Source organism: Brevibacillus brevis (genome assembly GCF_031583145.1).
Taxonomy (GTDB): domain Bacteria; phylum Bacillota; class Bacilli; order Brevibacillales; family Brevibacillaceae; genus Brevibacillus; species Brevibacillus brevis_E.
This window is the reverse complement of record NZ_CP134050.1, coordinates 1711028-1723527: the sequence shown is the minus strand read 5'-3', so window position 1 is coordinate 1723527 and position 12500 is coordinate 1711028. Positions and strand designations below refer to the sequence as shown.

Annotated in this window: 11 protein-coding genes; 2 read left to right on the top strand and 9 right to left on the bottom strand. The window is 58.5% G+C overall.

Features of this window, described 5'->3' with window-relative positions:
• Window positions 1-63: 63 nt before the first annotated feature.
• Together RGB73_RS08675 and RGB73_RS08670 are read right to left on the bottom strand one after the other, a co-directional pair.
• Complete coding sequence (locus RGB73_RS08675) at window positions 64-990, bottom strand: nucleoside hydrolase (protein WP_310770980.1); 927 nt, start codon at window positions 988-990, stop codon at window positions 64-66.
• Between the two features lie 4 nt (window positions 991-994).
• Window positions 995-1870: a nucleoside hydrolase gene (locus RGB73_RS08670; RefSeq protein ID WP_310770978.1), complete on the bottom strand. Its 876-nt coding sequence runs from the start codon at window positions 1868-1870 to the stop codon at window positions 995-997.
• 250 nt (window positions 1871-2120) lie between these two features.
• Here RGB73_RS08670 and RGB73_RS08665 point away from each other — a divergent pair, with 250 nt between their 5' ends.
• Complete coding sequence (locus RGB73_RS08665) at window positions 2121-2468, top strand: hypothetical protein (protein WP_310770976.1); 348 nt, start codon at window positions 2121-2123, stop codon at window positions 2466-2468.
• Between the two features lie 419 nt (window positions 2469-2887).
• Here RGB73_RS08665 and RGB73_RS08660 read toward each other — a convergent pair whose 3' ends face one another.
• The 6 genes from RGB73_RS08660 to RGB73_RS08635 form a co-directional block, all read right to left on the bottom strand.
• Window positions 2888-3091 carry a hypothetical protein gene (locus RGB73_RS08660; protein WP_310770974.1) on the bottom strand — a complete coding sequence of 68 codons (204 nt, stop codon included), beginning with the start codon at window positions 3089-3091 and terminating at the stop codon, window positions 2888-2890.
• Between the two features lie 58 nt (window positions 3092-3149).
• Window positions 3150-4367, bottom strand: a complete 1218-nt coding sequence (locus tag RGB73_RS08655; RefSeq protein ID WP_310770972.1) for an ABC transporter permease — start codon at window positions 4365-4367, stop codon at window positions 3150-3152.
• Window positions 4364-5086 (bottom strand): ABC transporter ATP-binding protein, encoded by a 723-nt coding sequence (locus tag RGB73_RS08650; RefSeq protein WP_310770970.1) that lies wholly within the window; start codon window positions 5084-5086, stop codon window positions 4364-4366. Before RGB73_RS08650 ends, RGB73_RS08655 begins: the two co-directional genes overlap by 4 nt.
• Window positions 5083-6621, bottom strand: coding sequence for an efflux RND transporter periplasmic adaptor subunit (locus RGB73_RS08645; protein ID WP_310770968.1), 1539 nt, complete (start codon window positions 6619-6621; stop codon window positions 5083-5085). Before RGB73_RS08645 ends, RGB73_RS08650 begins: the two co-directional genes overlap by 4 nt.
• Before the next feature lie 210 nt (window positions 6622-6831).
• On the bottom strand, window positions 6832-8232 hold the full coding sequence (locus RGB73_RS08640; RefSeq protein WP_310770966.1) for a HAMP domain-containing sensor histidine kinase: 1401 nt from the start codon (window positions 8230-8232) through the stop codon (window positions 6832-6834).
• Complete coding sequence (locus tag RGB73_RS08635) at window positions 8225-8908, bottom strand: response regulator transcription factor (protein ID WP_310770964.1); 684 nt, start codon at window positions 8906-8908, stop codon at window positions 8225-8227. Before RGB73_RS08635 ends, RGB73_RS08640 begins: the two co-directional genes overlap by 8 nt.
• 137 nt (window positions 8909-9045) lie before the next feature.
• Here RGB73_RS08635 and bluB point away from each other — a divergent pair, with 137 nt between their 5' ends.
• On the top strand, window positions 9046-9708 hold the full coding sequence (gene bluB / locus RGB73_RS08630; RefSeq protein ID WP_310770962.1) for a 5,6-dimethylbenzimidazole synthase: 663 nt from the start codon (window positions 9046-9048) through the stop codon (window positions 9706-9708).
• A gap of 180 nt (window positions 9709-9888) precedes the next feature.
• Here bluB and hrpB read toward each other — a convergent pair whose 3' ends face one another.
• The gene (gene hrpB / locus RGB73_RS08625; RefSeq protein WP_310770960.1) at window positions 9889-12411 is read right to left on the bottom strand and encodes an ATP-dependent helicase HrpB; all 2523 of its coding nucleotides are present in this window, start codon (window positions 12409-12411) and stop codon (window positions 9889-9891) included.
• Window positions 12412-12500: the final 89 nt, after the last annotated feature.

Sequence of the window (12500 nt, the reverse complement as noted above, 5' to 3'; positions counted from 1 at the left end):
ATCAGTTCCTCCTCTTGTCCCATTGCTTTGCTCTTTGGATGAAAATGCGGCTTTCACCGCTGGCTACAGTACGTACTCCAGAAAATGGCGCACGAATCGCTCGTGGTCCACTTCGACGCACACATCGACATTCGGAGGGCATGCAGGCGTCTTCCGCCTGTCTCCGATCGTACGCGCGTCGCTGGCGCTGCCCGACGTGTCCACCACCACGTGCATCGGTACGGTCCGCACGAACGTCGGATCGATCACGACACCTACCGCAAGCGGATCGTGGAGGCCGCAGCCGCGCACGTTTCCGACCTTGGCGTAAGCGTCCATGTAGACCTGGCACATCTTTGCGAAGACGCGGCTCGTCATCGTATCCTTCGCCCGCCACTCTTGCAGGTGCTCACGAGTCAGCAGCGTCTGCATGGTCACATCCAGCCCGACGAGCGTGAGCGGAATGCCCGATTGAAAGACGTAGGCCGCCGCTTCCGGATCGGCGCAGATGTTGGCTTCCGCGACAGGCGTCCGATTGCCCGGCACGGCGATCGCACCGCCCATGACGACCACCCGTTCCACGAGAGAGACAATTTCCGGCGCCGCCATGATCGCTTGCGCCAGATTCGTCATGCTCCCCACCGTGATTACCGTGATCTCGTGCGGAGCCGCCTTGATGGCGGAGACCATGTACTCGACCGCATTCACCGCTTGCGGTGCCGCTGTTGGCAACGGCAGCTCGACATTCCCCAGGCCGTTCTCGCCGTGAAACAGCTTTGCTTTTTCTTTCAGCTCGCGGATGAGCGGCTTGGCTGCGCCCGGATAGACGGGAATGCCGCCGCCACCGACCAGCTCCAGCACTTGCAGCGTATTGCGCGTCGCTTCTTCGACACTGATATTGCCAAACGTGGTCGTGACGCCGCATACCTCCAGGTCAGGGGAGTGAACCGCATAGGACAGGGCCATGGCGTCATCGATTCCGGTGTCCACGTCGATAATGACTTTCTTCATTGTTTCACGCCCTCTCCTTGTCCGCATCAGAAAGATTCCGCAGCCAAGCCGCAAACGGTTCTGCGTCCACATCTACTGCGACTTGGGTGTCTATACCCACGCTCGGCTTCGCCCGCAAGTCGGCCAAAACCGCTCCCCGGGACAAGGCGCTGTGGCACTCGATGGTCAGCTTCATTTTCTGCGTATGTACGTATTCCGAATGCAGGGCGGCAATCATCGTCGCCCAGGCCACCAGACGCGTGCCGTCACCTGAGAGCTTTGCCCCTATCTCGTCGCTGGCCTGTCCGATTCCCATGCCGGCCGCTTTGCTCAAGATCCCTTGTCTTGCTTCCGGTGACAGGCGGATATGCTCCGAGGCGTCAAGCGGTACCAACAAGAGAGGCAATCCCGCCGCCAAGACGAACGCTGCGGCTTCCGGGTCGGCGTGCAGATTGGCTTCCGCGACAGCAGTCGCATTTCCCGGGACCCGAATGGCACCCCCTTGTACAACCACCTGCTTCAGCCTGTTCGGCAGGCCCGGATCGATCGCCACGGCTTTTGCCAGATCAGTCAGGGGCCCCAGCGTGACAACGGTCAGCTCTCCTTCATGCTCCTTCGCTTTGTCGACGAGCAAGCGCGCCGCTGCCTGTCCACTCTCGGGTTGACCTTGGCCTCCTTCGCCAAACAGGGGCCCGCACTCTCCCGTCGCCACCGGGACCACGCCTTCCAGACCGGTCAGCGCAACGAGCTTTTTCACAAGCCGGATCCCCTTCCCCTCTTCAGAGGAGGCGACCCCGATTCCGACGACTTCCACATCGGGTGCTTGCAGGGCGTACCACAACGCGATCGCCTGATCAACACCCCCGCAGCCGTTCATAAACAGCTTCCGTTTTTCTGCCAATTTCCTCACCTCTGGCCGTTCATTCTCTATTTCCCGCAACGTTTCCTGCCCCTATGCTAACGATTTCCGTCCCAACCGTCAAATGGCGGGCTTCATGCTACTTCCCGCCTATTGCCAGCAGATAGCAACTATTTTACACTTAACGATGACTTCGACAAAATCCGCCACGTTTCGCATAACCTCCTGACCCGCCTCGTCGGTTGTCGAAGCCAATGAAGATTGGTCACGAACCAGCAAAGGAGCATGGGTCATGCTTTCAGTAGACACCCCAATGAACGAATCTCTGCTTCACGCAAAAAATCAGCTCGTCCGGGCGCTGCACCAGCTCAGGACGAAGCCCTACCTGCCTGTCTGGGGCGAATTGTTTACCGCGCTGCGGGACATTACCAGGCACGGACAGCAAGCCCAGGAGAACGTCCTCGTCTATCCGATGCGTCCTACCGGCACTCTTTGGTATCTGCATGAAGAAAACCGCTTCCTCGCTGATCTCCCCGATCCCGGCATCACGATCTCTCTCACGCAGGAACAGCTCCTCGACGCCCTGCTCAAAGGCAGCTTTCCGCCACTGTTCACCAAAACCGGATCGACTAGCGAATAAGCATGGAAAAGCCCGTCTGTCAGGCGGGTATTTTGCTGTCTGGCCAACCAAGCGTGGCCGCTTCGCCTCTTTCAGACGACAAAAAAAAGCCCAGGCTATCAAAACCTGGGAAGAGTAGTACGGAAGTATTCACGTGAACAACTTAAGTTTAATCCGAAAGCCCTATGAAATCTAGCTGTATTTTTAGGTACATATACCTATTTTACCCTGGTTGAACTCGTCCTAGAAAAAAAGAGGCGGCCCGCCTGCACAGTTTTGGGTGCCGCCATCCCGAACTTCCCCAAGTTCGTTCATACAGGCATTGTACTATGAATCTTTGCTATCGAAAAGTGTCAGGTTTTGTTTTATATCGAAATATTGAAAAAATCAATAGGGATCGTTGCGTATTTTGTCCCTCTTCCCTGGTTCAAGGGGGCGAATCAATGCCTGTCATCCGCCGCCCTCGGCCCGAAGAGAATGTACAGGTATACGTATTGGCTGACACTCACTTTCGGAAAGACAAACGCGACGCTCGTCTTTCCTTCCATTTGCCTGACGATATACCGCAGATTGCTTGTTTTGATCTTTTTCATGATCCGCGATGCTTCTCGCCACGTTACGGAAAACTGGACGTTTTTTTCCATCGGACAAACACCTCACCCACACTAGTATGCCCGCAATGGAAAAATGTAACACCCGGATTTATTCGTAACGCAATGCATCGATCGGCTTGAGCCTGGCCGCCTTTCTTGCCGGATACACACCGAACACGACGCCAACCAGCGAGGAAGTCAAAAACGCATACAAGATCGGAGAAAGACTGATGCTCGTCGTCATTGTACCGAACTTGCCGATCAAGAGCGCAGCTCCGACTCCGATGACGATGCCTACAATCCCGCCGAGCAGGCTGAGCGTGACCGCTTCGATCAAAAACTGCCGGAGGATATCGCCGCGCTTCGCCCCGATCGCCTTGCGAATGCCGATCTCGCGCGTGCGCTCCGTTACGGATACGAGCATGATATTCATGACCCCGATCCCCCCGACGATCAGGGAAATCGCCGCGATCCCCGACAGGAGAGCCGTCATCGAGCTCGATACCTCCTGTGCCGTACTGAGAATGTCGGTCTGCGACGTGATGCGGAAATCATCCTCTGCCTGAGGGCGAAGATTGTGATTGGCGCGCAGCGTCGTCTGGATATCCGACTGCGCTGCCTCCATCTTGTCGGCGGACGCTGCCGATACGTAGATCGTGCCCACGTTTTTTCCGCCTGTCAAACGGCTCATCGCTGTCGTGATCGGGATGAGTATCCGGTCGTCATTGTTGGTCATCCCCGAGCTTCCCTGGCTTTTCAGCACCCCGATGATGGTAAACGGAATCTTGTTGATTTGCACGGTCTGGCCGATCGGATTGGCCGTCCCCTTGTCGAACAGGTTGGTCACCACCTCGCTCCCGACCACCGCTACGTTGAATTGCTGCTTGACTTCGAAGTTGGTAAAAAAGCGTCCTTGCTCCACCTGGGCGTTGCGGACCTGGAGGAAATCGGCTGTCGTCCCTTCCAGCGAGCTGGAATAGTTGTTGTTTCCCCAGACGATCTGAGCCCTGCCGTTCACGCTGGGAGCCACTGCGGACACCGACTCCTTCCGCGCGATCGCCTCGGCGTCCGCCATCGTCAATGTGTTGAGGGAACCGGCCCCGAGACTGATCCGGCCCTGGGTAGCCTGGCCGGGAGAGACGATCAACAGGTTGCTCCCCAGCCCGTTGATCTGGGATGCCACCGCGCTGGAAGTCCCTTCCCCGATGGCGACCATGGCGATGACCGCCGCCACGCCGATGATGATACCCAGCATGGTGAGGATCGATCGCAGCCCGTTTGCCCGTATGCTGCGAAAGGATATGCGTATGCACTCTACAAAACTCATCGCTTCACTTCCTCCAAAGACGCTCTTCTTCGTATCGACACCGTTTCATCGGCGACGATCTGCCCGTCCCGAAAGCGGACAATCCGTTTGGCGTACTCCGCGATATCCGGCTCGTGTGTCACGAGGATGACGGTTTTGCCCGCATCGTTCAGCTGCTGAAAGATCCCCATAATTTCTTCGCTCGTCCTCGTATCCAAGGCGCCCGTCGGCTCGTCGGCCAGCAGAATGACCGGATCGTTGACCAGCGCCCTGGCGATGGACACGCGCTGCTGCTGGCCGCCGGACAGCTCGTTCGGCTTGTTGTTCAGACGCTCCTGCAGGCCGACGTCGATCAGCGCCCGAATGGCCCGCTCTCGCCGCTCCTTCGCGGAGATCCCTCCGTACAGCATCGGCAATTCGACGTTCTCGACGGCGGTTGTGCGCGGAAGCAGGTTGAAGTTTTGAAAGACAAACCCGATTTTGCGATTGCGGATTTCCGCCAGCTCATCGTCGTGAGCCTGCGACACCGGGTAGCCGTCGAGGTAAAACTCCCCGGATGTCGGTTTATCCAGGCAGCCGATCACGTTCATCATCGAGGACTTCCCCGACCCGGACGGTCCCATGATCGCCACGAAATCGCCTTCCTCGATCGTCAGGCTGACGCCGCGCAAGGCCTGAATCTCCTGGTCGCCGATGCGGTACAGCTTTTTCAGCTGTTCAATTTGGATGACGGGTTTCATCGGGTCATCACCCTCACGCTGCCTCCTCCGCCCGGGAAGCCGCCTCCCATTCCGCCCATTCCCCCCATGCGGGTCGAGTTGCCCATGCGCGTGGAGTTTTGGCTGGAGGAGCCTTGCGACATCGCCATGATGACGACTTTGTCGCCTTCTTTCAGACCTTCCGTGATCTCGACCCGATCCGTCGCGAAGTAGCCGATCTTGACCTGCTGAAAGCGGTACGGCCTGCCCGAGCTGCTATCGGCTCCTTCGTTGTACAGGTACACGCCGTCTTTTCCATTCATGGTTTGCAAGGCTTGCGCGGGTACGACCAGCACATTTTGATGGGTGCCGATTTCGATGGTGACGTTCATCGTCATCCCGATTTTCAGCTTGCTGTCCTTGTTGGCGACCGAGAGCAGGACGTCATAGCTCGTCACACCCGATTCCGTCTTTGCCTCCGGATAGATCAGCTTCACTTTTCCCGAGAAGGTATCGTCCGGATAGGAGCTCGTGGTAAAGGAGACGCTTTGTCCTTCCTTCACTTTGCCGATGTCGCTCTGGCTGATCTGGGCCAGCACTTCCAGGTCTCCCGAGTTGGAGTTGTCCATGATGATGAAGTCACTTCCCGGAATTTCGCCCACGCTTCCGTTCAGCTGCACGATCACGCCGTCCATCGGCGCTTTCAGCGTGACTGCGTTCAGCGACTTTTGCGCCTGCTGCAGCTGCGCCTTCGCCTGCTCGACCGCCGCCTTTGCGGAAAGGACGGTGGCTGCATCCGGACCTTCCTTGGCTTCGTTCAAGGCTTCAACCGCCGTGTCGTAAGCCGCCTGCGCCTGCTCCACCTTGCTGTTCGACTGGCCCTTCGTCTGGCTGGCAGTAAGCACGGCCGTATCGTAGTCGCGCTGTGCCTGGTCCAAAGCCGTCTGGGCGGATTCGAAGTCCGTCTTCGAAACGGCGCCCGCTTCATACAGCGCTTTTTGCGACGCGTATGTCTTCTGCGCATTTTCCAGATTGGCTTTCGCCTTCGCCTCGTCGTTGACCGCCTTTTGCGTGTCGATCGTCTGCTTGGCGAGCTCCAGCTCCGCCTTCGTCTGATTGACGTTTGCCTGCAAGGTGTTCATTTCCGCCGCCGTCTTGCGCTTTTGCGCGTCTTCCAGCTTGGCCATAGCGGACAGCAGATTGGCCTGGGCATTCGTCACCTGGATTTTTGCGACTGAATCGTCCATGGTAGCGAGCACCTGGCCCGCCTTTACGTGGTCGCCCACTTTCACCGTAATGGAGGAAATCGCGTCCTTGGCGTCTTCCACGTCGGCGAAGGACAGGGACGTTCGCTTCGACGCCTGTACCGCCCCCGATGCCAGCACCGTTTCCGACACGTCGCCCCTCCCGACGTTCACCACCTGAAACGCCGCCTGCGCTCTTTGCGGCGTCAGAAACGTGGTATACCCGTAAGCTCCTCCTCCGATCAGCACCACGGCCAATCCCAGGATGATCCACCGCTTTTTGCCGCCCCTCCCCTTGGAGAAAAACGTTCGCTTGTTATCCGAATCCGTCACGTAGAGACTCCTCCTGTCGTTTGCTTGATTCAGCTTGAACCATTCTGCGATCAATATAGGGCACAAATGCGTCAGGATTACGTCAGATCGGACGGCTTGCCAGCCCATCCGCCGGAAAACTCGGGTGCAGTGCGAGGTGCCAGCGGAGCCGGTCCACGAAAAAGCGGCCTTGCCTGCTGGCAACGCCGCTCTCTTTTTCCTTTGGGCCCGTCACTTCCGCAGAAGAAGCGCAAATGTCGTACCCGCTTCCGAGCTTTCGGTCAGCTCGAGATTTCCTCCCAGCGCCTGCGCGATCATCCGGCTAAAGGACAAGCCCAAGCCCAGTCCCCGCACGGTATGCTTTTTTTCCTCCCCGCGGTAGAAGCGGTCGAAAATAAATGGCTGCTCGGCTTCCGGAATCCCCATGCAGTGATCCTGCACCTCGATGCGGATCTCCTGCATCGTCTCCGACATCCTCACCTCGATCCTTGCGCCCGTACCGGAGGCCTGAGCCGCATTGTTCAGCAAATTGTACAGCACCTGCTGGATTCGAAGCGGATCAGTGGACACCAGCATCGGTTTTTCGGGCTTTTCGACGCGCAGCTCGAGCGTTTCGTCTTCCTGTCCGATGCGCCACTGATGCGTGATTTCCTGGACCAGCTCGTACACGTTTTGCGTCTCGCGGCGAATGCGGATGTCTCCCACCGCAAACGAGTTGAAGTCGAGCAGATCCTCTACCATTTTTTGCAGGCGGATCGTTTCTTTGGAGCAAATCTCCAGGAACTCCTTGGCTTCCGCCCCGCTGACGATGTCGTCTTTGACTGCCTGTACCAGCCCGCTGATGGAGGTGACGGGCGTCTTCAGCTCGTGGGTCACCCCGGCAAGCAGCTCCGTGCGCATCATCTCGAGCTGGCGCAAGCGCTCTGCCATCTCCCTGAACGAATGGACCAATTCGTAAATTTCCTTCTCCTTGCTGTTCTTTTCCAGGCGGATGTCGTAGTTTCCGATGACGATTTGCTTCGCTGCATCCGCGACGTCTTTGATCGGCTGCGACAGCTTTTTCGTCAGCAGGTAGATGACCAGCCACCCGAGCAAGCCCAGACTGACCAGCATGATGACCAGGAGCTGAAATTCCGTGGTGCTCCGCATCATTTCCTTTTTCGGCGTGAACAGGAGGACCCAGCCGACAGTCCGCTCCTGGGAGGTAATGGCGTGCTTGACGAAGAGCATGTCCTCGCCCCGAGCCAGCTTGATTTCCGTGACGTCGTCCCCTGCTTCCGCGAGTTCGGCTGCGCGGCGGGCGAGCTCGCCTCCGAAAGGGCCCGGAGCATCGGACAAGGGTCGCTTGTTTTCGTCCAGAATCAGCATGAACGGCTTGTAATTCATGCGGACGGACTCTTGCCGGCTGTCCAGGATGCGAAACAAAAACGGAGCAATCTTGATTGCGCCATTTGCATCCAGGATGCGATCGGAAATCTCCGCTGCCGTCAATTTCATGAAGTCGAGCCGCTTCTGTGTCTCGTTGTACGTGATCCAGAGGCTGGAGGCAATCCCCACGACCAGAAGGCCGACACAGAGCGTAATCAAATAGCGCGTCGTCCAAAAGCGAAACAGGGAGATATGCCTATTCATAGACGCACAGCTTATAGCCGAGTCCGCGGTAGGTCTTGATTTCCCCTTCCGTGGCCGGCCAGTTCTCCAGCGATCGGCGAATCCGCTTGATCGCCAGGTCTACGGCGCGGTCGCTGCCCTCGTAATCCATGCCCCACACCTGCTCGATGAGCTGCTCTCTCGTAAACGTCTGGTTCTTGTACTGCGCGAGAAACAAAAACAGAGACAGGTCCTTCGGCGTAAACGCCAGCTCGATCCCGTGCAGCGTGACGGTATACGCCTTGAAGTCCACTTTCAGGCTGCCGAACTGCCTCACCTGATCGCCGTTTATGATGTTTGTGGAGCGTCGCAGCACAGCCTGGACGCGTGCCACCACTTCATCTGCGATAAACGGCTTCGTTATGTAATCGTCTGCTCCCTGGTTCAATCCCATCAATTTATTGTCGATCTGCCCCAGCGCCGTCAGCATGATGACCGGGCAGGCGCTTTTTTTGCGTATGTATTCCAGAATGCTCCAGCCGCTGCGTCCGGGCAGCATGACATCCAGCAAGACAAGCGATGGACTTGTGGCATCGAATTTCCGTTCGGCTTCATCGCCCGTAAACGCCTGCTCCACGTGAAACTGGTTCTTTTCCAGATACGCCTTCAGGACACGGGAGATCGGCAGTTCGTCTTCTACAATCAGGATGTTTTTCATTCGCGCTTCACTCCTCTCCGATCGCACAGACTCCTCCTTTAGAGTAGCGGAGGAATATGTCAAACGCATGTCTGGAAGGAAACCGCTTTTGCCAGTAAAATGAAGGGAATGCACGCTATGGGGAGGGTCATACTGCCATGGAACGCTTGACTGTCGAAGAAAAAAACGGACTCTACAAAGCTATCAGCAACCGCCGGGATATTCGCTCGTTTCGCAGCGACCCCATCGAATCCGAAAAGCTGGCCATGATTCTGTCCGCGGCTCACCACGCGCCTTCCGTCGGGTTCATGCAGCCGTGGAATTTCATTTTGGTGAAGGACGAGGAGCTCAAAGCCCAGCTCGCCGAATGCGCCGACAAGGAAAGACGGGCGCTGGCCATTCACTATGAAGGCACGGGGCGGGAGTCGGCATTTCTGGAGCTGAAAATCCAGGGGATCAGGGAAGCTCCCGTCACCATTTGCGTGACCTGCGATCCGACCAGGGGCGGGGACCACGTGCTCGGGCGCAACTCCATTCCCGAGACCGATATCATGTCCGTCAGCTGCGCGATTCAAAACATGTGGCTGGCCGCCTACGCAGAAGGCTTGGCCATGGGCTGGGTCAGCTTTTACAAAAAAGCCGATGTGCGCCGCATCCTGGACATTCCTTTGCACATCGATCCGGTCGCATTGCTGTCGATCGGGTACACCGACTACTACCCGGACCGTCCGCTGCTGGAAATTCACCACTGGGAAAAACGGCAGGAGCTGCAAAAGCTGATCTTTCTCAACCGCTGGGGAGCGAGCTCAGACGGAAAGTAGCATCATGGGATAAAAAAGAGGGGCTGCCAGTTGACGGCAGCCCCGAGGTACGGAGGGGTAGTCCGCGAATATCACGGTACCTACTCGACGCAACCTCCCTTTCGGAAAGTTTCAGATTATTCCTGACTCACGAACAACGAACTAGAAAAATAAGTGGATACTCCCATCCGTATCCAGCCGTCACTGGGAACGTGGTCTTGTCCGGTTGGTCGGGATGGCCTGGAGCGGATCGTCCGGCCAATAGTGCTTGGGATAGCGGCCTTTCAAGTCCTTCTTTACTTCAAAATAGGTCTGTTTCCAGAAACTGGCCAGATCTTTTGTGACCTGCACCGGACGCTGTGCCGGGGAAAGCAGGTGCAAGGTCAAGGGGACCCGTCCCCGACCGATTCGCGGCGTTTCCTTCCAGCCGAACAGCTCCTGCAGGCGGACAGCCAGCACCGGAGACTCGGGATTCCCGTAATCGATCGGCACACGCGAGCCGCTGGGCACGACGATGTGAGTGGGCGCATATTCGTCCAGCTCCCGCCGTTGTTCCCAGCTCAGCATCTGCTCCAGCACGCTGGCCAGCGACAGCCGCGACAGGTCAGTTGCATTCTTGCAGCCATATACGTGCGGAGCGAGCCAATCTTCCAAGGTTCGCCCGAGCGCTTCGTCCGATACATCCGGCCAGGAATCGTCCAGACCCCGCATGAACATCATCCGCTCCTGGAGCTGCCTGGCATGGCGAGTCCACGGCAGCATTTCCAGTCCTTCTTCCGCGATCCCGTTCAGCAGTGCTTCCGTGACCTGCTGCGGATCCGCTTCACCGGTCGCGGTTTCCTTGATCACCAAAGCGCCCAGCCGCGTTCGCCTGCGTGCGCGAACCGACCGGGACGATTTATCCCACCAGACGGCCGACTCTTCCACGAACTGATCCGCGCATGCTTCTTCCAGCTCGCTCTCTTCGATCCTTGCCGCCAGCATGATCCGGCTGTCCGTCCCCTGATCGTCGAGCTCGGCAGCGACGACATACGATGCGTACGCAAGCGGCTGGTCTGCAGCAAAAACAGCCCCTCGTCCATTTCGGAGCAAATACTTCCCGCTGCCCCTGCGCTGGCCGATCCGATCCGGGAAAGCGTCAGCGAGCAACGCCCCGATCCCTCCTAGATCGCTCTGCTCTCCTTCCCGCTGCGCCGCTCCTGTGTCCCAGGTCTGCTTGAGCAGCCGGGCCTCCGCCCAAATTCGCCTGCACGCCGCCACATCGACTTGCACTTCGGGATAATCGGTTACCCGTGCCTCTCCATTCGCTGCGACACTGCGAAGCATCTCGATGCGCAGTCGCAAATCCGCATCTCGTGTGGCCCCCCGCAAAATATCCCGCTCCCCGAGCAGCACAGCGAGTTCGCAGGCCAAATCGGCCCGGCCTCGCTCCTGTGCCTTGCGAATCATGTGTCCCAGTCTCGGATGCAAACCCATGGCTGCCAGTTCCCGGCCGTGCGCCGTAATGCGACGGTCCCGATCAAGCGCGCCGAGCTGCTGCAACAGCTCCCAGGCATGCTCGAGCGCAGAGGACGGCGGTGCATCCAGCCACGACAGCTCGGCCGGATCGTCCACCCCCCAAGCCGCCAGCTCCAGTGCGAGCGACGTCAAGTCCGCTTCCCGAATCTCCGGGGCATGGTGAGCCGCAAGACCGCTGTCCTCCTGCTGCGTCCACATCCGGTAGCAGACGCCCGGCTCCAGCCGACCCGCTCTTCCCCGCCGCTGGTCCGCCGATGCTCTCGACACCGCTATCGTCTCCAATCGCGTCATGCCTGTACGCGGAGAAAAGCGGGGCACTCGCATGAGCCCGCTGTCGATGACGACCCGCACGCCTTGTACGGTCAGGCTTGTCTCGGCAATCGACGTCGCCAGGACGACCTTGCGCAAGCCCGTCGGTTCCGGCTGGATCGCCGCATCCTGGACTTCCTGGGGAAGCGAGCCATGCAGCGGCCGAACCGCCATACCGGACGGCAGGCCGCTCTCCCGCAGCAAAGACTCTACCCGGTGAATCTCTCCGGCACCGGGTAGGAAAACCAGCACGTCCCCTGTCTCTTCCGCCAGCGCCCGCAGGATGAGCGAGACCACATTCGGCTCGAGCCGCCCCTCCACAGGCTTCGGCATATAGCGCGTCTCGACGGGAAACGCTCTGCCCTCGCTCACGATTACCGGTGCACCGCCCATCAGCGCGGCCACCGGGGCGGCATCCAGCGTCGCCGACATGACGAGGATCCGAAGATCTTCCCGAAACAAGCTTTGGACCTGCAAGCTGAGAGCGAGACCCAGATCGGCATGCAGGCTGCGCTCGTGAAACTCGTCAAAGATAATCAATCCGACCCCGTCCAGACCCGGATCGGTTTGGAGCATCCGCGTGAGTACTCCTTCCGTAATGACCTCGATTTGGGTACGCGGGCCCACCCGTGCGTCCGATTTGACCCGGTATCCCACAGTCTCTCCGACCGCTTCTCCCAAAGCGGCCGCCATGTATCTGGCAGCGGCTCTCGCCGCCAGTCGGCGCGGCTCCAGCATCAGGATGCGCCGTCCCGCAAGCCACAGCTCCTCCCGCAGAGCGAGCGGCACCCGCGTCGTCTTTCCCGCTCCGGGCGCCGCGACGAGAACGGCACCAGCATGGCTCCTCAGCTTCATCGCCAATTCCGGCATGATTTCATCGATCGGCAGTTGTGTCATTCTTTCACCTCTAGCAAAGCTTCTCATTCTCCCATCTTACACGCGATTCCCGGGAGCAGAAAGCCTGCCAAAAATGACAGAATAGTCGA